Origin of the sequence: Actinomycetospora aurantiaca (genome assembly GCF_037401875.1) — a bacterium.
Classification (GTDB): Bacteria; Actinomycetota; Actinomycetes; order Mycobacteriales; family Pseudonocardiaceae; genus Actinomycetospora; species Actinomycetospora aurantiaca.
Genome location: NZ_JBBEGN010000003.1, coordinates 467,128 through 487,250 on the forward strand (window position 1 = coordinate 467,128; position 20,123 = coordinate 487,250).

26 protein-coding genes are annotated in these 20,123 nt (G+C 74.9%); 10 read left to right on the plus strand and 16 right to left on the minus strand.

What is annotated here, in order from left to right; genetic code table 11:
• Positions 1–3: 3 nt before the first annotated feature.
• From WCD74_RS10075 to ppgK, 6 genes are all read right to left on the minus strand, one after another.
• Positions 4–210 (minus strand): hypothetical protein, encoded by a 207-nt coding sequence (locus WCD74_RS10075; RefSeq protein WP_337694710.1) that lies wholly within the window; start codon positions 208–210, stop codon positions 4–6.
• A 127-nt stretch (positions 211–337) separates the two neighbouring features.
• Entirely contained in the window at positions 338–1,315 is a 978-nt protein-coding gene (locus WCD74_RS10080) for a DMT family transporter (protein ID WP_337694711.1), read from the minus strand.
• Between the two features lie 45 nt (positions 1,316–1,360).
• Positions 1,361–1,765, minus strand: a complete 405-nt coding sequence (locus tag WCD74_RS10085) for a TA system VapC family ribonuclease toxin (RefSeq protein ID WP_337694712.1) — start codon at positions 1,763–1,765, stop codon at positions 1,361–1,363.
• The gene (locus WCD74_RS10090; RefSeq protein ID WP_337694713.1) at positions 1,762–1,989 is read right to left on the minus strand and encodes an antitoxin; all 228 of its coding nucleotides are present in this window, start codon (positions 1,987–1,989) and stop codon (positions 1,762–1,764) included. The genes WCD74_RS10085 and WCD74_RS10090 overlap by 4 nt, the downstream gene beginning before the upstream one ends.
• Positions 1,990–2,089: 100 nt before the next feature.
• On the minus strand, positions 2,090–3,481 hold the full coding sequence (locus tag WCD74_RS10095; RefSeq protein ID WP_337694714.1) for an RNA polymerase sigma factor: 1,392 nt from the start codon (positions 3,479–3,481) through the stop codon (positions 2,090–2,092).
• Between the two features lie 249 nt (positions 3,482–3,730).
• The gene (gene ppgK, locus WCD74_RS10100; protein WP_337694788.1) at positions 3,731–4,477 is read right to left on the minus strand and encodes a polyphosphate--glucose phosphotransferase; all 747 of its coding nucleotides are present in this window, start codon (positions 4,475–4,477) and stop codon (positions 3,731–3,733) included.
• Positions 4,478–4,541: 64 nt separating this feature from the next.
• Between ppgK and WCD74_RS10105 the strand changes: the two genes are divergently transcribed.
• Complete coding sequence (locus tag WCD74_RS10105) at positions 4,542–5,372, plus strand: inositol monophosphatase family protein (RefSeq protein ID WP_337694715.1); 831 nt, start codon at positions 4,542–4,544, stop codon at positions 5,370–5,372.
• Positions 5,373–5,378: 6 nt separating this feature from the next.
• On the opposite strand, the gene cei is transcribed toward WCD74_RS10105, so the two are convergent.
• On the minus strand, positions 5,379–6,017 hold the full coding sequence (gene cei / locus WCD74_RS10110; RefSeq protein WP_337694716.1) for an envelope integrity protein Cei: 639 nt from the start codon (positions 6,015–6,017) through the stop codon (positions 5,379–5,381).
• A 275-nt stretch (positions 6,018–6,292) separates the two neighbouring features.
• On the opposite strand from cei, the gene WCD74_RS10115 reads away from it, so the two are divergent.
• Positions 6,293–6,595, plus strand: coding sequence for a DUF4193 domain-containing protein (locus WCD74_RS10115; RefSeq protein ID WP_018334507.1), 303 nt, complete (start codon positions 6,293–6,295; stop codon positions 6,593–6,595).
• 80 nt (positions 6,596–6,675) lie between these two features.
• Here WCD74_RS10115 and WCD74_RS10120 read toward each other — a convergent pair whose 3' ends face one another.
• The gene (locus WCD74_RS10120) at positions 6,676–7,158 is read right to left on the minus strand and encodes a DUF3093 domain-containing protein (RefSeq protein ID WP_337694717.1); all 483 of its coding nucleotides are present in this window, start codon (positions 7,156–7,158) and stop codon (positions 6,676–6,678) included.
• Between the two features lie 59 nt (positions 7,159–7,217).
• Here WCD74_RS10120 and dut point away from each other — a divergent pair, with 59 nt between their 5' ends.
• The 4 genes from dut (at position 7,218) to WCD74_RS10140 (ending at position 9,739) form a co-directional block, all read left to right on the plus strand.
• On the plus strand, positions 7,218–7,772 hold the full coding sequence (gene dut, locus WCD74_RS10125; RefSeq protein ID WP_337694718.1) for a dUTP diphosphatase: 555 nt from the start codon (positions 7,218–7,220) through the stop codon (positions 7,770–7,772).
• Between the two features lie 22 nt (positions 7,773–7,794).
• Positions 7,795–8,520 (plus strand): DUF3710 domain-containing protein, encoded by a 726-nt coding sequence (locus WCD74_RS10130; RefSeq protein WP_337694719.1) that lies wholly within the window; start codon positions 7,795–7,797, stop codon positions 8,518–8,520.
• Between the two features lie 77 nt (positions 8,521–8,597).
• Complete coding sequence (locus tag WCD74_RS10135) at positions 8,598–8,975, plus strand: OB-fold nucleic acid binding domain-containing protein (RefSeq protein ID WP_337694720.1); 378 nt, start codon at positions 8,598–8,600, stop codon at positions 8,973–8,975.
• A 122-nt stretch (positions 8,976–9,097) separates the two neighbouring features.
• On the plus strand, positions 9,098–9,739 hold the full coding sequence (locus WCD74_RS10140; RefSeq protein WP_337694721.1) for a DUF3159 domain-containing protein: 642 nt from the start codon (positions 9,098–9,100) through the stop codon (positions 9,737–9,739).
• Position 9,740: 1 nt separating this feature from the next.
• Here WCD74_RS10140 and WCD74_RS10145 read toward each other — a convergent pair whose 3' ends face one another.
• The 4 genes from WCD74_RS10145 to WCD74_RS10160 are packed head-to-tail and all read right to left on the minus strand — an operon-like array spanning position 9,741 to position 14,255.
• Positions 9,741–11,168: an ATP-binding cassette domain-containing protein gene (locus tag WCD74_RS10145; RefSeq protein WP_337694722.1), complete on the minus strand. Its 1,428-nt coding sequence runs from the start codon at positions 11,166–11,168 to the stop codon at positions 9,741–9,743.
• Positions 11,165–12,208: a FecCD family ABC transporter permease gene (locus WCD74_RS10150; protein ID WP_337694723.1), complete on the minus strand. Its 1,044-nt coding sequence runs from the start codon at positions 12,206–12,208 to the stop codon at positions 11,165–11,167. Before WCD74_RS10150 ends, WCD74_RS10145 begins: the two co-directional genes overlap by 4 nt.
• Positions 12,205–13,266, minus strand: coding sequence for a FecCD family ABC transporter permease (locus WCD74_RS10155; RefSeq protein WP_337694724.1), 1,062 nt, complete (start codon positions 13,264–13,266; stop codon positions 12,205–12,207). The genes WCD74_RS10150 and WCD74_RS10155 overlap by 4 nt, the downstream gene beginning before the upstream one ends.
• Entirely contained in the window at positions 13,263–14,255 is a 993-nt protein-coding gene (locus tag WCD74_RS10160; RefSeq protein ID WP_337694725.1) for an ABC transporter substrate-binding protein, read from the minus strand. Before WCD74_RS10160 ends, WCD74_RS10155 begins: the two co-directional genes overlap by 4 nt.
• Positions 14,256–14,362: 107 nt before the next feature.
• Between WCD74_RS10160 and WCD74_RS10165 the strand changes: the two genes are divergently transcribed.
• Genes WCD74_RS10165 through WCD74_RS10175 form a run of 3 tightly spaced genes read left to right on the plus strand, consistent with a single transcriptional unit; the run spans position 14,363 to position 16,291 of the window.
• Positions 14,363–14,854: a DinB family protein gene (locus WCD74_RS10165; RefSeq protein WP_337694726.1), complete on the plus strand. Its 492-nt coding sequence runs from the start codon at positions 14,363–14,365 to the stop codon at positions 14,852–14,854.
• A complete protein-coding gene (locus WCD74_RS10170) occupies positions 14,844–15,530 on the plus strand; it encodes a maleylpyruvate isomerase family mycothiol-dependent enzyme (RefSeq protein WP_337694727.1) in 687 nt (228 codons plus the stop codon). Before WCD74_RS10165 ends, WCD74_RS10170 begins: the two co-directional genes overlap by 11 nt.
• 41 nt (positions 15,531–15,571) lie before the next feature.
• The gene (locus WCD74_RS10175) at positions 15,572–16,291 is read left to right on the plus strand and encodes an SAM-dependent methyltransferase (protein ID WP_373696056.1); all 720 of its coding nucleotides are present in this window, start codon (positions 15,572–15,574) and stop codon (positions 16,289–16,291) included.
• Here the strand turns inward: WCD74_RS10175 and WCD74_RS10180 are convergent.
• A complete protein-coding gene (locus WCD74_RS10180; protein ID WP_337694728.1) occupies positions 16,288–17,916 on the minus strand; it encodes an alpha/beta hydrolase in 1,629 nt (542 codons plus the stop codon). The genes WCD74_RS10175 and WCD74_RS10180 overlap by 4 nt on opposite strands.
• Before the next feature lie 25 nt (positions 17,917–17,941).
• Positions 17,942–18,763, minus strand: a complete 822-nt coding sequence (locus WCD74_RS10185) for an alpha/beta fold hydrolase (protein ID WP_337694729.1) — start codon at positions 18,761–18,763, stop codon at positions 17,942–17,944.
• Positions 18,764–18,782: 19 nt separating this feature from the next.
• Between WCD74_RS10185 and WCD74_RS10190 the strand changes: the two genes are divergently transcribed.
• Positions 18,783–19,304, plus strand: a complete 522-nt coding sequence (locus WCD74_RS10190) for a CGNR zinc finger domain-containing protein (RefSeq protein ID WP_337694730.1) — start codon at positions 18,783–18,785, stop codon at positions 19,302–19,304.
• On the opposite strand, the gene WCD74_RS10195 is transcribed toward WCD74_RS10190, so the two are convergent.
• Positions 19,287–19,664, minus strand: a complete 378-nt coding sequence (locus tag WCD74_RS10195; protein WP_337694731.1) for an ester cyclase — start codon at positions 19,662–19,664, stop codon at positions 19,287–19,289. The two genes, WCD74_RS10190 and WCD74_RS10195, sit on opposite strands and share 18 nt — an antisense overlap.
• A 17-nt stretch (positions 19,665–19,681) precedes the next feature.
• Positions 19,682–20,113, minus strand: a complete 432-nt coding sequence (locus WCD74_RS10200; RefSeq protein WP_337694732.1) for a protein-tyrosine phosphatase family protein — start codon at positions 20,111–20,113, stop codon at positions 19,682–19,684.
• Positions 20,114–20,123: the final 10 nt, after the last annotated feature.

The following is a 20,123-nucleotide window of genomic DNA, read 5'->3' on the forward strand; positions in this document are numbered from 1 at the left end:
GGGTCAGCGGATGCCCTCACGGTTCAGCACCGACAGCGCCCACGCGGACAGTCCGCCCAGCACCAGGCAGGCCGCGAGCAGCCCGGCGAACCACCACTGCCCGGTCAGCACCAGCAGCACCGCCCACAGCACGCCCAGCGACACGTTGAACCACAGCAGGAACACGTAGCGGCGGCGCTCGTCGGGGCGGACCCGCTCCTCCATCGGCACGCCCGCCACGGTAGCCGGTCGCGCCGTCGCGCCGGTTGAGCGAAGGGCCCGTTCGGTCGGATAGACGGGCCGTGGGCGCCCACCGCTAGTGGCGGTCCGTGCCGGCCGTGGGCGCCCTTCGACGGCGCTATCGATCGGAGAGGCCCTTCGCCCGGACGGGGGACCCGTCGACCGGGGACCCGTCGACCGGGGACCCGTCGTCGCGGTCGGGAGCTCGACGACGCCGCGGCCACGTCCCGAGCCCGACGAACATGCCGACGAGGGCGACCGCCAGCCCGAGCACCGCCCGTCCGGTCAGCGCCTCGGAGAGGAACGGGACCGCCAGCAGCGCGGTCGTCGCGGGGGAGAGGTTCAGCAGCGCGGACACGTGCACCGTCGAGCGGCGGCGCAGTAGCACGAACATCACGGCGAAGGTGCCGGCGGAGTTGACCACGCCGAGCCAGAGCACCGACAGCCAGCCACCGGTCCCCGTCGGCAGCCACTGCGGGTCGAGGAACGGCATCGCCACCGCGAGGACGACCATCGACGTCACCATCTGGACGGTCACGCTCGCGGCGACGGGCGTGTCGTCGTTGAACCGCTTCTGGTAGAGCGTGCCCGCCGTCAGGAACGCCATGCCCAGCACGGGCAGCAGCACCGGGCCGACCGGCCCGCCGGCGGTGAGGTCACCGGACACCACGACGTAGACCCCGACCGCGCCGATGAGCAGCCCGAGCACCGGGGCGACGCCGAGGGGCGTCCGCAGCACCAGCGGCGTGAGCAGCCCGACGAGCAGCGGCGCGAGCCCGACGATCAGGCTCGTCAGCCCGGCGGGCACGCCCCGCGAGAGCCCGGTGAACACGGCCGAGAACACCCCGACCTGCAGCAGCACCGCGGTCATGACGAGGTGCGCCAGGGCCCGGCCACGGGGCATCGCCGGCCGCAGCCAGGCCGCCACGGCCCCGGTGACGGCGGCCGCGATCACGAACCGCCAGAACAGCACCGTCGGGACGTCCGTGGTGCGGGTGGCGAGCTTGGCCGCGATGAACCCGGACGCCCACAACAGGACGAACAGGACGCTGAGCGCGAGGACGAGGCCACGGTCGGTCGACCGGGTGGGCGTCACACCACCACTCAACGGATCATCACGTCGGTCCGCAAGCGCGCGCGCTCAGCCGACGTCGATGGCGCGGGCGACGTCGGGGTGCACCGTCCGGAGGCCCGCGTCGAAGGTGATCACCGTGCTCCCGTGCGCACGGGCCAGCGCCGCGAGGTACGCGTCCGTGACCTGTCGATGGCCGAGCACCCCGTCGAGACGGACGTCGAGGTACGTCAGGTCGTCGCTCCAGAACTCGTGTCGCGGGTCCTGGTGAACGGCCCGCAGCAGCGAGACGGCGGTGGATGCGTCGACCCGGCCACGGAGCAGTTGTCGCAGCAGGGTGCCCTCGGTGATCGGGCACGTCGCGAAACTCGCACCGGAGTCCTGCAGCCACCGTTCGGCGGCGTCGTGGTGGACGTGGTCGGCGACGACGAGTGCGATGAGCACATTGGCGTCGAGCAGGACCGCGTCGGTCACTCCTCGTCCTCGAGGGAGCGGACGTCCTCGACGGTGACGACCGTCCCGAGGCGGACCACCGGGAGTCCGGTCAGCGCACTGCGGGACACCCCGTGTGATCCTGCGGGCGCCATACCGCGTCGCATGAGTTCCGCGACGACATCACTCAGCGTGCGGGCGCTGTCGCGGGCGATCGACATCGCGAACCGGTGCAGGTCCTCGGGGAGATCGATCGTCGTCCGCATCAGCTCATCATACGCATCAGTGCATCAAGCCGGTCCGCATCGTGTGCAGACGCCGACGGCCTGGCCACCACGAGGTGACCGGGCCGTCGTCGGGGAGGACCTAGTCCAGGTAGTCGCGCAGCACCTGCGAGCGCGACGGGTGGCGCAGCTTCGACATCGTCTTCGACTCGATCTGCCGGATGCGCTCGCGCGTCACGCCGTAGACCTGGCCGATCTCGTCGAGGGTGCGCGGCTGGCCGTCGGTGAGGCCGAAGCGCAGCCGGACGACGCCGGCCTCGCGCTCGGAGAGCGTCGCGAGGACGGACTGCAGCTGGTCCTGCAGCAGCGTGAACGACACCGCGTCGACGGCCACCACGGCCTCGGAGTCCTCGATGAAGTCACCGAGCTGCGAGTCGCCCTCGTCGCCGATCGTCTGGTCCAGCGAGATGGGCTCCCGGGCGTACTGCTGGATCTCCAGCACCTTGTCCGGGGTGATGTCCATCTCCTTGGCGAGCTCCTCCGGGGTGGGCTCGCGGCCCAGGTCCTGGAGCAGCTCGCGCTGGATGCGGCCGAGCTTGTTGATGACCTCGACCATGTGCACCGGGATGCGGATGGTGCGTGCCTGGTCGGCCATGGCGCGGGTGATGGCCTGGCGGATCCACCACGTCGCGTACGTGGAGAACTTGTAGCCCTTCGTGTAGTCGAACTTCTCGACCGCACGGATCAGACCGAGGTTGCCCTCCTGGATCAGGTCCAGGAACGCCATGCCGCGGCCGGTGTAGCGCTTGGCCAGCGAGACGACGAGGCGGAGGTTCGCCTCGAGCAGGTGGGACTTGGCGCGCTCGCCGTCGCGGACGATCCACCGCAGGTCGCGACGCATCTGCGTCTGCAGCTCCTGCTGGGCCTCGGCGACCTTGCGCAGCCGCTCCGCCGCGTAGAGGCCGGCCTCGATCCGCTTGGCGAGCTCGACCTCCTCCTCGGCGTTGAGCAGCGCCACCTTGCCGATCTGCTTGAGGTAGGCGCGGACCGAGTCGGCGGAGGCGGTGAGCTCGGCGTCCTTGCGCGCCTGGCGCAGCGCCTCGGACTCCTCCTCGTCCCAGACGAAGTCGCCGGACTTCTTGTCCTCCTCCGTGGGCTCCTCGGTCTCGACCTCCTCGACGACGACCTCGGCGCCCAGCGCCTCGACCTCCTCGGTCAGGTCGGCGTCGGCGGGGGCGGCGTCCTCGAGGTCGCCCTCGGGGGCCTCGGCGTCGGCGGCGCCCTCGGCACCCTCGGTCGCGGCGCCCTTCTTCGCGGGCGCGGCCTTCTTGGCGGGGGCCTTCTTCGCCGGCGCCTTCGTCGTCGCGGCGCCCTTGGCGGGCGCCGTCTTCGTCGCGGTCTTCGCGCGGGTGGTCTTCGGGCGGGCAGCGGTCTCGGCGTCCACGCCGTCCTCGGTCACCACCCCGAGCGGGCCGGAGGGCTGCTCCGCCGTGGCGGTGGCGCGACGGCGGGAAGCGGAATCTGCGGCTGCCACGTACGACCTTTCGCGACGAACGACTGCTGGGGCGTCGGGCGGTACCGGATCGACGGACCCCGGACGTGGACGATCACGACACTGGGTGGTCGGGAGCGGCCTTCCCCGGGGCTCCGGCGGTTGACCGCCGCGGGCTGCACACCATTGTAACGACGCCGGGTGACCGGCGCCGAGACCTCACAGGTGCGGGCCCGGCGCGGCGGGCCGCGCGGACGCCGCCGAGGGCGGTCCGAGGAGTAGAAGCCCAGGTCAGGGGCTCGTGTCCTCGGCCGCGGCCATCGCGGCGCCCACGATTCCGGCCTGATTCTGCAACTGGGCCGTGACGATCTCGGTGCGCGCGTCGAGCAGCGGCACCCACTTGTGCGCCCGCTTGCTCACCCCGCCGCCGAGGATGAACAGATCCGGCCAGATCAGGTTCTCGACGACCTGCAGGTAGCGCGAGACGCGCTTGGACCACTTCTCCCACGACAGGTCGCCGCGCTCCTTCGCGGAGTACGACGCGCGGCTCTCCGCGTCGTGCCCGTCGATCTCCAGGTGGCCGAGCTCGGTGGAGGGCAGCAGCACCCCGTCGTGGAAGACCGCCGAGCCGATCCCGGTGCCGAAGGTCAGCACGCAGACGACGCCCCGGCGGCCCGCGCCCGCCCCGAAGCGCACCTCCGCGAGCCCCGCGGCGTCCGCGTCGTTGAGCACGAACACCGGTTGCCTGCCCAGTCGCTCCGAGAACAGCCGGACCGCGTCCGTCCCCGGCCACGTCGTGTCGATGTTCGCCGCGGTGTGGGCGATCCCGTCCTTGATCACCGACGGCAGCGTGATGCCGATCGGGCCCTCGTAGGAGTGCGCCTCGACGACCGCGGCGACGGTGTCCGCGACCGCCTCCGGGGTGGCGGGGTGCGGGGTCTCGATCCGGACCCGCTCGGCGACGGTCTCGCCCGTCTCCGTCTCGACCACGTTGCCCTTCACGCCGGTCCCGCCGACGTCGATGCCCAGTCGTCGCATGCCGTTCACACCCCGTCTCCTCGCGCCCGCGGGGGAGCCTAACCACGTGTGGTCGGATGGCCGAGTGGACGATGAGGACCCCGTCGCACTGGAGAAGATCGCCGTCGGGATCGCGCAGGAGACGGCCGCGCTCGCCCTGGCGGTCCGCGACCGCGTGGTCGGCGACCGGTCCGTGGCCGACATGGACACCAAGAGCTCGGCCACCGACGTCGTCACCGCGGGCGACCGGGAGTGCGAGGCCCACGTACGGGAGCGGCTCGCGACGCTGCGGCCCGCCGACGCGGTCCTCGGCGAGGAGGAGGGCGGCGCCCCCGACCCGGCCCCGGGGCAGGTCCGCTGGGTCGTCGACCCGATCGACGGCACCGTCAACTACACCCACGGCCTGCCGTGGTTCTCGGTCTCGCTCGGGGTCGAGGTCGACGGGCGCACGCTGGCCGGTGCCGTCGTCGAACCGGTGTCGGGTCGGGTGTGGAGCGCCGCGGCCGGGCACGGCGCCCGGCTGGACGACCGCCCGCTGCGGGCGTCCGCCCTCGACCGCCTCGAGCTCGCCGTGATCGGCACCGGCCTGGCCTACGACCGCGCCCGCCGCGAGCGCCAGGCCGCCCTGCTGGGCCGGATCGCGGGCTCGGTCGGCGACGTCCGCCGGCAGGGCTGTGCCTCGCTGGACCTGTGCTCGGTGGCCGCCGGGTGGATCGACGGCTTCTACGAGCACGGCCTGAAGCACTGGGACTGGTCGGCGGGGGCACTCATCGCCGAGGAGGCGGGCGCCGTGGTCCGCCGACCGGGATCCGGTCCCGGCGACGGGTGCGGCCCGGAGGCCACCGTCGCCGCCGGCCCGCAGCTGGCGGCCGCGCTGACCGACCTGCTGCGTGGCGCGGGGGCCGCGCAGCTGTAGGGCGGACTACTGCGAGCAGTCGACGTCGCGCAGGACGGACAGCGAGGCCGGGTCGGTCCCGGGCACGGCCGCGCCCGACTCGGAGCTGCGCGCCAGGGCCTTGAGCGCATCCGCCGTGGCCTGGCCGGGCGTGACGTCGCGGAAGTCGCTGCCCAGGGCGAGGTCGACCGCCGCGCCCTGGCGGCCGTCGGAGACCAGCTCGGCGCAGGGCAGGACGAGCGAGAGCGTGCGGGCGGCCGAGGCACCGTCCGGGCCGTAGCGGATCTGCCCGACGCAGTCGAGGTCCTGGGCGGGGTAGAGCGGGTCGTTGTCGGCCGGGGCCGCCTCCGGCATGCCGAGCTCGCCGAGCTCCACGGCCGCCAGCTGGCCCGCGCCGCGCTGCCCGGCGCCGTTGAGCACCCGGACCGCCGTCGCGGAGGGAGCGGCGGCCGCGGTCTGGTCGAGCGCCGTGCGGGCCTGCACGGTGCCGCCGCCGGAGGCGGGCGCGGTGCACGAGGTGACCGACTGCGAGGTGGAGTTCGCGAACACCACGATCCAGGTCAGGATGCTCGCCACCGCGAGCACGATCACCAGCAGGGCCATGGGCAGCAGGTGCCGCCGCCGGTACCCACCGGGACGCGGGAGGGAGGTCGACGCAGCGGCCACGCCGGCGAGCGTAGACGCCGCCGTGTCGGGGCGGCGCGAGCGCCGCACCTGGCCGACCGGAGGGGCTGTCGGCGGGAACACACGGACAGACGTCCGGACCCGTGGGCATCCCGACGTCGGGTCGGCTACCCTTCCGCCGCCCGCGGCACGGGAAGACTCTCGACAGCTCTGCCGGTGAGACCCGGGTCACTCATAGGACCGGCACAAACCGTGCTCGTCCCGCGTTGTGCAGCCGCACGACACGGAACACGGCATGACGAGGGTGGGACACACCGATGGCGACCGATTACGACGCCCCGCGCCGCAACGAGTCCGACGAGCTGGGTGAGGACTCGCTCGAGGAGCTGAAGGCCCGGCGGAACGAGGCGCAGTCCGCGGCCGTCGACGTCGACGAGACCGACACGGCCGAGAGCTTCGAGCTCCCCGGCGCGGACCTGTCCGGCGAGGAGCTGACGGTCCGGGTGCTGCCCAAGCAGGCGGACGAGTTCACCTGCGGCAGCTGCTTCCTGGTCCATCACCGCAGCCGCCTCGCCGAGACCCGGGGCAACGCGTTCATCTGCCGCGACTGCGCGGCCTGACACAGACCGGACAGACCGAACACACGCCCGGTCCGGGGACCCGGACCGGGCTTTCGTGTCTCCGGGTCCGGGCTGCGTCTCTACTCCCCGCGGATCCGCGCGAGCAACCGGTCCGGACGGCGGGTGGAGACCACCCAGTAGGGCGTGGGGTCGTCCGGGTCGGTGACCTCGAGACGCACCGCGGCGGGCACCCACGGCCGGTGCAGCACGAAGGCCGCCGGGTCGAGCTGCGGGCCCAGGGCGAGCCGCTTGCCCTCGTCGCGCACGACGTCGGCCCGGCCGACGAACCGCGTCGGCAGATGCGCGGGACCGGCCCACACCTCGTCCTCGCCGTCGGGGCCGGGCGCCACCCCGACGCGCGTGCGCCCGACACGCCAGAGCACGACCACGGCGAAGGGCAGCAGCACGACGTAGGGCAGCCAGGCCCGCACGCCCGGGAAGCCCATGTGCACCTCGGCCGCGAGCAGGCCGGCGAGCAGCAGCCCGGGCGGCCAGGCCCACCAGGGCAGCCCGAGGCGCTCGAGGCCGGGCGGGGGTGCGCTCGGGGCGGGGGCACGGGTCACGTTCTCCAGGATAGGAGGGCCGTCGGCCGCCGCGCGGCGCCGGACTACCCTCGGAGGCCGTGTCCGAGCTCCCCCTCGTCCGTCTCGACCCGGGCCTGCCGGTCCCGGACCGGGCGCACCCGGACGACGCGGGACTGGACCTGCGGACCACGGTCGACGTCGAGATCGCGCCCGGCGACCGGGTGCTGGTCGGCACCGGGGTCGCCGTGGCGCTCCCGCCCGGCCACGTCGGCTGGGTCTGCCCCCGGTCCGGCCTCGCGGTGCGCTCCGGGCTGGGACTGGTCAACGCCCCCGGCGTCGTCGACGCCGGCTACCGGGGCGAGATCCGGGTCTGCCTGGTCAACCACGACCCCCGGGAGCCGGTGTCGCTGCGCCGCGGCGACCGCGTGGCCCAGCTCGTCGTCCAGCGCGTCGAGCTGCCCGCGGTCCGCGTGGTGGACGCCCTGCCGGACACGGTCCGCGGCAGTGGCGGCTTCGGGTCGACCGGGCTTTCGGGTGATCCCCGCGGAGTTGTCGGCCCGGCCACATCACGAGAAGGTCACGGACAGGGTATTGAGTACGGGGCGGGGATGGCCGATGCAGGACGGGACGGCCATCCGGTGGCCGGTGACTGAGGAGCTCTGAGGTGAAGTGGTCGTGACCGAGCCGGCGCGCGGGCGGCACCGCAAGGGCCGCATCGCGCAGGTGCCCGGGCCGAACGAGCCCGCGGGCCGAGGCCACCACCAGCACCACGGGCCGTGGGACGGCGAGAACGCCCCGCGGGACGGGCGGCTGCGTCTGGACCTGGGGTCGGTGCAGCTGCCGGTGCCGCCGGGGGCGAAGCTCGTGTGCGAGCCCGACCCGAGCGGGCCGCTGCGGGCGGTCCACGTGATGGTCCCGGAGGGCCGGTTGACGGTGAGCGCCTTCGCGGCGCCGCGGACCGGCGGGCTGTGGGGCGAGCTCGTCGAGGAGCTCGCCACCCAGCTGCACAACGAGGGCGCCACCATCCGCCGCGACCGCGGCGAGTGGGGGCGCGAGCTGGTCGCCCGCAACGGCGAGGTGGTGGCCCGGGTGGTCGCGGTGGAGGGCCCGCGCTGGCTGCTCCGCGGCGTCGGCACCGGGCCCGCGCAGCACGCGCTGACCCTGCACGGGCTGCTGCGGGACATGGTCCGCGGCACCGTGGTGGTCCGCTCGCCCGACCCGCTGCCGGTGCGCTCGCTGCTGCCCCTCGAGGTGCCCGACGACGTGCCGGAGCCGTTCCGCGACACGCTCTACCAGACGCTGCCGACCCGGCCGCGCCAGATCACCTCGCCGGACGGCCCGGTGATCCCGATGATGCTGCCGCAGAAGGCGGACTCCGGGACGTCCCCCGGACGTTCCTGATCGAGCTACCCTGACGTCGGGTCCGACGAGGGACCCGCGCGGCACCCCGTGGGGTGCCATCGACGAGGAGCAGCCGGATGGGCAAGAGCCCCGGGTTCATGTCGCGGATGGTCAAGAAGCTCACCTCCGACGTGTCCGACCTGGACGCCGAGGACCTCACCGCCGAGGCGGAGCGCTCGGGGTGCGACCGCGCGAGCGACTGCGCGGGCACCGGCGAGGCGATCACCGTCAAGGGACGCCTGCGGTCGGTCGAGATCTGCCCGCGGGACTCGGTCGCCACGCTGGAGGCCGAGCTCTTCGACGGGACCGACGGTGTCACCCTGGTGTGGATGGGCCGGCGTCGCATCCCCGGGATCGAGCCGGGCCGCACCCTGCGGGCCAGCGGCCGGGTGGCGGTCCGCGACGGCCGCAAGGTGATCTACAACCCGTACTACGAGCTGCAGCGAGCCCACTGAGGGCCGGTCAGGAGCGCGTCATCCCTCCCGAGCACCCCGCCGAACCCCCCACGGTCGCCTTCGCGCCGGTGCGGCCGGACACCCCGACCGCACCCGTCGCGGGACCCGGTGGGCCGCAGGAGGTGCCCGAGGAGGTGCCGGAGGAGCGCGCGCCGACGCTGCTCGAGCAGATGGGCGGCGTGTCCGGGCTCGTCTCCTCGGCCGTGCCGGTCGTGGTGTTCGTCCTGGTCCAGGCGGTGTTCTCCACGCTCGTCGCCTCCATCGCGGCGGCGGTCGGCGCCGCGCTCGCGGTCGCGGGCTGGCGGCTGGTGCGCGGTGAGAAGGTCCAGCCGGCGCTCTCCGGGCTGTTCGGCGTGGCCGTGTGCGCGCTGATCGCCTGGCGCACCGGCGAGGCCAAGGGGTTCTTCCTGCTCGGCATCTGGACGAGCCTGGTCTACGGCGGGGTCTTCCTCGTCTCCGTGCTGGTGCGGCGGCCCCTGGTCGGCCTGCTCTGGCACCTGGTCAACGGCGACGGCCAGGCGTGGCGCCGCTCGCCCGCTCTGGTGCGGGCCTACGACCTCGCGACGCTGGCCTGGGTCGTGGTGTTCGGCGCCCGCTTCGTGGTGCAGCGCTGGCTCTACGACTCCGCCTACGCCGAGACGTGGCTGGGCTGGGTGCGCCTGGCCATGGGCGTCCCGCTGGCCCTGCTGGCCGCCGCGGTGACCGTCTGGGCCATCCGCCGGGCCACCGAGGCGGCCAAGGCCGAGAAGGCCGCCGCGGCCTGATTCAGCCCTCGCGGGCCTCCCGGGCCTCGCGGGCGGCGTCGGCCAGGGCCTTGACGCCGGGCACCGTCGACGCGGGCGTCGCCCCGGTCCACACCGTCGAGTGGGTCAGCGCCCGCGAGCAGTGCACGAAGCAGTCGACGACGTCGACGACGAGCGCCAGCGGCGGCGGGTCCTCCCACAGCCCCAGCACGGCGGGGTCGTCGACCACCCGGCCCCGCCCGGCCACCCGCAGCACGTGGGTGATCCCGGGGACGAGGAACAGCAGCCCCATCCCCGGCCGCTCGACGACGTTGCGCAGGGTGTCGATGCGCCGGTTGCCGGGCCGCTCGGGCAGGGCGAGCCTCGCCCCGTCGTCGAGCACGCGCACGAAGCCCGCCGGGTCGCCGCGCGGGGAGACGTCCATCCCGCCGTCCGCCCGGCCGGACGCGAGCACCACGAGCGACGCCGCCGCGACGAACTCGGCCGCGGTCGGGTCGACGCGGTCGCCGACCTTGGCCACCACGAGCGGGTGCGGGTCGCCGACGACGGCCCGCAGCGCGGCCTCGGTGCCGACGTCGGGCGGACACCCGGTGTCGTCCGCGGGCAGGGCGTCGCCGGCGTCGATCAGGGTGTCGATCGCCGGCTCCGGCGCCGCGGGGTCCGGCGCCACCCGGTGGCGGCCGATCGGGACGACGAGCGGGGTGCCGGAGACCGGGTCGGGCACCACCCGGGCGGGGATGCCGAAGACGGTCTCGACGGTCGACTCGGTGACCACCTCGGCGGGCGTGCCCTCCGCGACCACGGCGCCGGCGCGCATCGCGATGAGGTGGTCGGCGTAGCGGGCCGCGAGGTCGAGGTCGTGCAGCACCACCGCGACCGTCGTGCCCTCGCGGGTGTTGCGGTCCACGAGCAGGTCGAGGACCTCGACCGCGTGCGCCATGTCCAGGTAGGTGGTCGGCTCGTCGAGCAGCAGGGTCGGGGTGTCCTGCGCCAGGACCATCGCGATCCACACCCGCTGCCGCTGCCCGCCGGAGAGCTCGTCGACGGACCGGCCGGCCAGCTCCAGGACCCCGGTGGCGGTCATCGCCCGGCCGACCGCCTCGTCGTCGGCGGCGGTGCGGCCGCCGAACCAGCTCTGGTGCGGCGAGCGGCCGCGCTCGACGAGGTCGGCGACCGTGATGCCTTCCGGGGCCACCGGCGACTGCGGCAGCATCCCGAGCCGGCGGGCGAGCTCGCGCGCCGGGAGCTCGCGGACGTCGGTCTCGTCGAGCAGCACCCGGCCGTCGGCGGGGGCGATCAGCCGGCCGAGGCCGCGCAGCAGGGTGGACTTGCCGCAGGCGTTCGGCCCGACGATCGCAGTGATCCGGCCCGTGGGGATCCGCACCGACAGGCCGTCGACGACCACGCGGTCGTCGTAGCGCAGGGTCAGGTGCTCGGCGCTCAGGCTCATGCGGTTCCTCCGGCGCGGGATCGGGCGAGCAACAGGAGAAGGTACGGGGCGCCGATCACGCCGGTGACGACGCCGACCGGCAGCGGGACGTCGCCGAGCAGGTGGCGGGCGACGAGGTCGGCCAGCAGGACGAGCAGGGCGCCGATCAGGGCCGCGTGCGGCAACGATGCCCGGCCCGGCCCGGCCAGCCGGGCGGCGACCGGCCCCGAGACGAGCGCGACGAACGACACCGGCCCGGCCACGGCCACCGCCGCGGCCACCAGCAGGACCGCGACCGCGAGCAGGAGCAGGCGGGACCGCTCGACGGCCAGCCCGAGGGCGGCCGCGGCCTCGTCGCCCAGCTCGAGCCGGGGGAGGGCGCCCGCCGCGACCAGCGCGAGGGGCACCAGCACCGCGACCGACACCAGCAGCGGGGTGGTCGACGCCCAGGAGACGTTGTTCAGGCTGCCGGTGAGCCACAGCAGGGTCTGCTGCGCGGTCGTCAGCGACGCCGTCGTCATCAACCAGGAGACGATCGCGAGCAGGGCGGACCCGACGCCGACGCCGATCAGCACGAACCGCACGCCGTGCAGCCCGGTGCTCCCGCGGCCCCGGCGGGCCAGGACCACGATCAGCGTGGCGGTCGCCGCCGCCCCGAGCACGGCCGCCCCGGACACGGCGAGCCCGGACAGGCCGAGCATCGTCAGCGCGACGACGGCGGCCGCGCTCGCGCCCGCCCCGACGCCGATGATGTCCGGGCTGGCGAGCGGGTTGCGCAGCAGGCGCTGGAAGAGGGCCCCGGCGAGCCCGAGGGACGCGCCGACCGCGAGGCCGGCGAGCGCCCGCGGCAGCCGCAGCCGGGTGACCACGAACTCGACCCGCGCCGGCCCGGCGCCGACCAGCGACGACAGCAGGTCGCCCGGCGGGATCGGGTACTCGCCGAGGGAGACGGTGGCGAGGAACGCCAGCAGGGTCGCGACCGCGAGGACGGACCCGACCAGCACGACCCGTCGTCGGGAACGGGCGCGGGCCTCTTGGAGAACCGCGACGGCGGCGGTCATCGCACGAACCGCTTCCGGCGCACGAACCAGATGAACACCGGCGCCCCAAGGACCGCGGTGACGATGCCGACCTGCACCTCGCGCGGGGAGGCGACCACCCGGCCGACGACGTCGGCCACGAGCAGCAGCGTCGGCGCGACGAGGGCGGAGACCGGCAGGAGCCTGCGGTGGTCGGGGCCGGTGAGGACCCGGACCAGGTGGGGCACCGTGAGCCCGACGAACGCGATCGGACCCGCGACCGCGGTGGCGGAGCCGGCGAGCACGACCAGGGCGATCCCGCAGACCGCGCGGTCGCGCTCGACCCGGCGGCCGAAGGAGCGCGCGACGTCGTCGCCGAGCGCGAGGGCGTTCAGCGTCGGCCCGCACAGCAGGGCCACGGCGAGGCCCGCGAGGACGAACGGCGCGGCCTGGCCCGCGATGCCGAGGTCGCGGCCGGCGAGCGAGCCCACCTGCCAGAAGCGGTAGTCCTCGAAGGCGTCCGGGTCGGTGAGCAGGATCGCGGTCGTCACCGAGCCCAGGCCGGCGGTCAGGGCGGCGCCGGCGAGCGCGAGGGTGGCGGGGGAGGTGGCGCCGCGGCTGACGGTGCCGGAGCGGCCGATCCCGGCGACCCCGGCGACGATCACCGCCGCGAGGCCCGCGCCCAGGAACCCGAACCAGACGTAGGCCGTGAGCGACCGGATGCCCAGCAGCCCGATCGCGAGCACGACGGCGAGGGCGGCCCCGGTGTTCAGCCCGAGGATGCCCGGCTCGGCGATCGGGTTGCGGGTGAGGCCCTGGGCGAGCACCCCGGCGGGTCCGAGGGCGAGCCCGGCCAGCAGGCCGACGACGGTCCGCGGGAGGCGGACCTCGGTGACGACGAGGTGGTCCGGGTTCGTCGGGTCGAAGGCGGTGAGGGCGTCCAGGACGACCGACGGCGGCAGGGCGCGGGGGCCGATCGCGAGGCTCGCGACCACCGCGACGAGCAGGACCGCGGCCACCAGCAGCGTCGTCGCGACCCCGGAGCCGCGCCGGGTGGCGGGCGCCTCCGGGGCCGACGTCGCCGTCGGTGTCGCCGTCACGGCTTCGCGACCGCCGCGGCGATCGGGCCGACCATGCGGTCCAGCGTGTAGAGCTGGCCGGGCACCGACGAGCTGGCGAAGGCCAGCGAGAGGGTGCGGTCGTCGAGCACGATCCCGCGCCCGGCCGCGACGGACGGGACGGTGCCCCACAGCGGGTCGCCGGTGATGTCGGCGGGGTTGCCGCTGATCGCCTGCATGAGCGTGACGCGCGCGTCCAGGAGGTTCATCTGCTCCCGCGAGATCGGCACCGAGAAGCCCTGCGTGGGGATGGCCTCGATCGCGGGGGAGTTGACCAGGCCGAGCTCGCGGAGGAACTCCACCCGGCCGGTGCGCCCGACGTAGGCGGCGTACTCGCCGAGGGTGTTCTTCGCCCCGGAGACCACCGTCGCGCCGTTGAGCGCGGGGTTCTGCTGGCGGGCCTGCGCGAAGCGGTTCTCCAGCTCGGACTGCAGCCGCGCGGCCTCCTGCGGCTTGCCGACGGCGGCCCCGACCATCCGCAGCTGGTCGCGCCAGCCGGTCAGGTAGTCCTCACCGCCCGGCGGGATGCTCACGACGGGGACACCCAGCTGGGCGAGCTGGTCGTGGCGCTCCTTCGTGCCCGACGAGCGGGTGTCGAGGATGAGGTCCGGCTGCAGGGCGGCGACCTGCTCGAGGTCCACCTCGAGGGTGCCGAGGGTCTGGGGCGGGGTGGTGTAGCGCTGGGTGACCCAGGGGCCGAGGCCGTCGCCGCCGACGGCGAGCCAGTCCGAGGCGCCGACCGGCTGCACGCCCAGGGCCAGGGCGGTCTCCGCGTCGCTCCAGCCCAGCGCCACCACGCGCTGCGGTGCCGCGGGGACCGTCACGTCGCCGAAGGCGGTCGGGATCGTCGCCGGGAAGGCCCCGTCGGCGGACGGGGCGCCACCGCCCTGGCCCTGCGGCTCCGGCCCGCTGGAGCACCCCGCCAGCAGGGCGACCAGCACGGCCACGACGGCCACGAGCGATCTACGCACCACGACACCTTTCGGACGGCGGCTCTTAGGTACGGCTAACCTAAGGGATCTGCTCGGGAGTAGGCCATCCGGGTCCGCTCGACCGGGCCTCGCTCTACCATCGCGCGGTGGCCGGCTCCGAGATCCTGCTCGCCGACGGGCGCACGCAGATCGAGGCGTTCCTCGAGGAGTACCGGGCGACGGTCGAGGCCACGCTGGACGGTCTGACCGAGGAGCAGGCCCGCGCCCGGCTCGTCCCGTCGTCGACGACGCTGCTCGGCCTGGTCAAACACGTCACGTGGATGCAGCGGATCTGGTTCGAGGAGTGCGTCGCGGGCCGGTCACGGCAGGACCTCGGTCTGGTGCAGAGCCCGGAGCAGTCGTTCCGGCTGCACCCCGACGACACGATCGCGACCGTCCTCGCGGCGTACCGGGAGGCCTGCGTGACCGCCCGCGCCGCGGCGGCCGACCTGGCCCTGGACGCCGTCGTGACGGGCCACCGCGGCGGGCCGAGGACGCTGGGGTGGGTGTACCTGCAGGTGCTCCGCGAGCTCGCCCACCACTGCGGGCACGCGGACATCCTGCGCGAGCAGGTCCTGGAGGGGGAACGTGGACGCTGACGACTGGATCTCCGCGGTGGCGGCCGACGGCCGCGAGCTGGGTCGCCTTTGCCGGGAACGACCGGACACCACCGTGCGCAGCTGCCCGGACTGGACGGGCGCCGACCTGCTGGCCCACGCCGCCGGCTTCTGTCGCACCCTCGACGAGCTGTTCGCGGGCCGCCGGGAGGCGCGCGACCCCGCCGTCGTCGTGCCCCCGGACGAGGCGCTGCGGACCTACGGCGACGACCTGGCCGCCCTGCTCCGGCTGCTGACCGCCACCGACCCCGGCGCCCCGGTGAAGAACTGGAGTGTCCTGCCCGACGACGCCGCCTACTGGTTCCGCCGCGCGGCGCACGAGTTCGCGATCCACCGCTGGGACGCGGCGACCACGGCCGACGGCGAGCCGGAGCCGGTCCCGCCGGACCTCGCGCGGGACGGGATCGCGGAGTTCTTCGAGTCCTTCGTCGCGACCGCCTTCGCCTACGGCTTCATGCCGCCGAAGGAGGCCACGCTGGTCGTCGAGCTGACCGACCTCGACGAGACCCTCACCCAGGACCTGCCCCGACCCGGCCCGACGACGACGATGCGCGGATCCGCGCCGGAGATCGTGCTCGCGTTCTGGCATCGTCGGGACCCCGTGGCCTTCCACGCCGGCGGGGACAGGGCGATCCTGGAGGCCTGGCCGCACATCTGAGGAGGACGGACATCGACGGCGAGCGGGCGAACGCGGCGCGGATCTACGACTACTTCCTCGGCGGGGCGCACCACTTCGCCGTGGACCGGCAGCAGGCCGAGCGCATCCTGGCCGGCAACCCGGACATGGCGCACACCTGCCGGGCCAATCGGTCCTACCTCGGGCGGGTCGTGCGGTGGTGCACCGCGCAGGGCATCGACCAGTTCCTCGACCTCGGGTCCGGCATCCCGACCGTCGGCAACGTGCACGAGATCGCCCCGGCCGCCCGCGTGTCCTACGTCGACGTCGAGCCGGTGGCCGTCGAGTACGCCCGGGAGCTGACGGCGGACCGGGACGACGTGCAGGTGGTCCGGGCGGACCTCGGCGTGCCGCGCGAGGTGCTGGACGCGGTCGGTTGCCACCTCGACCTCACCCGCCCGGTCGCGGTCCTCGCCGTCGCGGTCCTGCACTTCGTCGACGACGACATCCCGGCGATCCTGAGCCGCTACCGCGACGCGATGGCGGGCGGCGGCGTGCTCGCGATCAGCCACGGCAGCACGGACCTCGACGATCCGGAGCTCGCAGCGCGCACCCGCGCCATCCAGGAGGGCTACCGGACCAGCGCGTCCCCCGTGTTCCTGCGCGACCGCGACGAGCTCCGGGCCGCGTTCGACGGGTTCGAGCTGGTCGAGCCCGTCATGCGCGACGTCGTCGACTGGCCCGCACCCACGGGGGAGGCCTCGGTGGGCGCGTACGCGGTGGTCGGGCGCCGCGCGGCCTAGGCGCCGGGGGTCGGCAGCCCGGCGGCCTCCTGCACGGCGTGCACGCGCGCCGTGTCCGCGGGCGTCCACCCCGGCGGCGGCACCACGTCCATCCACGCGTCCAGGGACTCGGGCCCGTAGTTGTGCCCGTGCCCGAACGGCACCTCCTGCGCGCGGATCATGTCCATCGTGACCTGCCAGAACGTCACGAGCGGGAACCAGCGCACCCCCGGCAGGACGTCGTCGCCGTGCGGCTCGGCCAACCAGTCCGGCCGCTCCCACACCAGCCTCGGCGACCACCACACCACCGGGTCGCTGGGGTGCTGCAGGTAGACCGCCCGCGGGAACGGCCAGGGTGCGGGAGGACTCGTCGTCAGGAACGGGGTGGTGGACCCGCCGCCGAACCGCACCCGCTCCCCGTTCCCGACGACCGGTCGCACGGCCGGGGTGGCGGGGTCGCGGCGCTCGAGCAGCGAGCGCCACAGCGGGGACGAGTTCGGCGGCCCGTTCCACAGCGCGCCGTCGCGGACCTCGTCGACCGAGTCGAACGCCGCCTGCGAGCCGACGGCGCCGAGCGACTCGCCGAACACCACCACCCGCGGCCGCGGGGCGCCGGGCGGCAGGGCGTCGACCGCGGCGCGGACGGCGTCGTACATCGTGCGGCCGGCCTCGGCGACGCGGTCGCCGTCGAGCAGCAGCGAGAGCGCACTCGGCATCAGGGAGTACTGGCTGGTGACGACCGCGGTGTCGCCGCCCCACGCCAGCTCCAGGGCGTCCACGGCCTCCGCGTCCACGAACCCGGTGCCGGTGGTGGTGAGGACGGCGACGACGGGCCGCTCGAAGGCGCCCGTCCGGCGGAGCTCCTCGACCGCGAGCCGGGCGCGCTCCGTGGCGTCCGCGGAGCTGCCCAGGCCGACGTAGACCCGGATCGGGTCGACCGCCGGCCGGCCGGAGGCCTCCGCCAGTGCGGCCGGGGCGGGGGTGTCGGAGACGAAGGTGCGGCCGCCCCGGCCGAGGGACTCCCAGGTCAGCAGGGACGCGGGGGACCCGGAGCGCTGCGGGGAGGTGGGCTGCGTCGCGCCGCCGAAGGTGCCCGCGTCCTGTGCCGCGAAGGCGCGGTCGAGCACGGTGCGGGCCGGGTTCACCCCGGGGATGCCCGCGACCGAGACCGCCATGAGGGCCACGAGGACGATCCCGAGCCCGACGACGAGCCGCCGCGGCCACCGGGGGAGCGCGCGGACCCCGCGCACGAGCCCGACCAGCAGCGCGAGCACGGCGGCCGCGACCGGCACCGCGAGGAGCCAGCCCGGCACGGTCGGCGGCGCGACCCCGAGCAGCGCCGCCTGCGCGACCTGCTCGGCGTAGCCGTACCGGAGTGCCTGGACGACCACGGGGACGAGGACCATCGCGAGCAGCACCCAGCCGATCCCCCGCAGTGCGGGGGAGGGGCGCCGGCGCACCAGGGGACGGGCGAGCAGCGCGACGACCACCCCGAGCAGGTAGCCCGCCGCGAGCATCACCCCGCTCACCAGGCCCTGGAAGAACCCGGTCCGCGGGATCAGCGTCGGCGTGCAGGCGACCGCGGCGAGCCCCACGCCGAGCGCCAGCCCGAGGGGGTGCAGGGACCAGCGCCGACGTTCGGTCACGGCCCGCAGTCTGCCCTGCGGACGATCACCCGCCCGACACGAGCCGGTCGAGGACGGCCGCCACCACGACCTCCGGGGCGTCCTCCTGCACCAGGTGGCCGGCGTCCTCGACGACCCGCAGCTCCGCGCCGGGCATGCGGGCGGCCAGGTCGCGGCCCCGGTCGAGCGGGATCCACGCGTCCCGCGCACCCCACAGGATCGTCGGGGCGACCCGCATCCACGCGTAGCAGTCCTGGATCTCGTCGGTGTACCGGTCGGACATCTGCGCGATCTGCCGGTAGAACGCCGGCTTCCCGATCTCCCCGGTCCACGGCGCGACGTAGGCGTCCATCTCCTCCGCGGACAGCGTCCGGTGCACCGCGCCCGCGACGTAGGCGCGCAGCACGGCCTCGTGCACGTAGTCCGGCAGCTCGGCGTAGGCGTCCGCGTGCCGGCGGGCGGCCCGGACGAACGGCGAGCCGTGCGGGCTCGTCGCGACCGGGTCGATCAGCGTGAGCGTGCGATAGTCCCGCCCCCGCAGCAGGTGGGCGCGCAGCGCGGTGGCCCCGCCGAAGTCGTGCGCGACCACGTCGGGCCGCTCCAGGCCCCAGTGGTCGAGCAGCGCGGCGAGGAGCTCGTCCTGGACGCCGAGCGAGACGTCCTGGCCCTCGCGCTTGGCCGAGCGCCCATAGCCGAGGAGGTCGTAGGCGTAGACGCGTCGGTGGCGGGCGAGGTGCCCTGCGATGCGCCGCCAGACGTGCGACGAGAAGGGCGTGCCGTGCACGAGCACCAGGGGCGGGCCCTCGCCGGTCACGCCCCAGGCGACCGCGTCCCCGTGGAAGTCGACCGCCTCGCTAACCGGAAACATGAGAAGTAAGGTTAGCGGGGTGGACGAGTTCGTGGGAGGTCACCCGGCGCTCGACTTCGTGAACACCACCGACGGCCCGCTCGGCGCGCGGACGGCGGAGCGGCTCCGCACCTGGGAGGACGTCCTGTCCTGGAGCCGGTCCGCGGGGCTGCTGACCGAGGCCGTCGGGTCTCCGGACGACCCCGACGCGGCGCTCGCCGACCTCCGCGCCCTCCGGGAGGACCTCCACGCCGTCCTGACGGCGGGTGGTGCCGGGTCGGTCGTCCGGGCGGCGGTCGTTGCGGCGTACGGGCGGGCGACACCGGACCCGGAGGTGGGGTGGCGCGTCACCGCGGTCGAGCACGGGCCGGACCTGCCGGCCCTGCGGGTCGCGCTCGCCGTCGGGACCCTGCTCGCCGGGCCGGACCTCGCGCGGGTCGGCCGCTGCGGCCGGTGCTCGTGGCTCTTCCTGGACCCGTCACCGACTCGGCGTCGCCGGTGGTGCTCGATGGCGGTCTGCGGGAACCGGGCGAAGCAGGAGCGCCTACGGGAGCGGGAGTGACGCCACCCAGTACTCGGCGAACCGGCCGTCCGCGACGCGGAGCAGGTCGTTGCCGATGAAGGTGACCGGGTTGCCGTCCTGCGCCCCGCGCCCGCGCCACCGACCGGCCACGAGCTCGCCGTCGACCAGCGGGCCGACCTCGACCACGAAGGACAGCATGTCCAGCATCCCGTGGGTCTCGCCGATGATGCGGGCGAGCTCGTCGGGGCCGTGCACCGTCCGGTCCGGCCAGTGCCCCACGAAGTCGTCGGCCACGAGCTCGCCGACGACCTCGGTCTCGCCGTTCCACAGCTCGTCGATCCAGCGCCGGTAGAGCTCCCGGGCGTCCTGCTGTCCCGTCGCTGCGCTCGCCTCGACCATGCCGCGCAGCCTGCCAGCTACCGGGGGCCCTCCGCGAACCAGCGCACCCACCGGCGCTGCCCCGGCGTCTCGACCGCCCGGCGGTGGTGGTGTGCCCGGACCCAGGCGACGGCCTCGTCCGGACCCAGTCCGTCGAGCGTCGCGAGGCAGGCCAGCACGGTGCCAGTTCGTCCGATGCCTCCGCCGCACGCGACCTCGACGGACTCGTCCGCGGCCCGCGCGTGCAGCGCCACGATGGCGGAGCGGGCCTCGTCGGGATGGCGCGGGGTGCGGAAGTCGGACCAGACCAGCCAGCGGTGCGGCCAGGTGAGGTCGGGGTCGTGACGGCGGGCGGCGCGCTCCGACCCGAGGTAGAGGCCGAAGGCGGGCACCTCGGCCGGGGGACCGGACCGCAGGCCCCGGGCGCGCACGGTCCGGCCGCCCGGGAGCGTGATCGGGCCCGGATACATCCGCCGATTG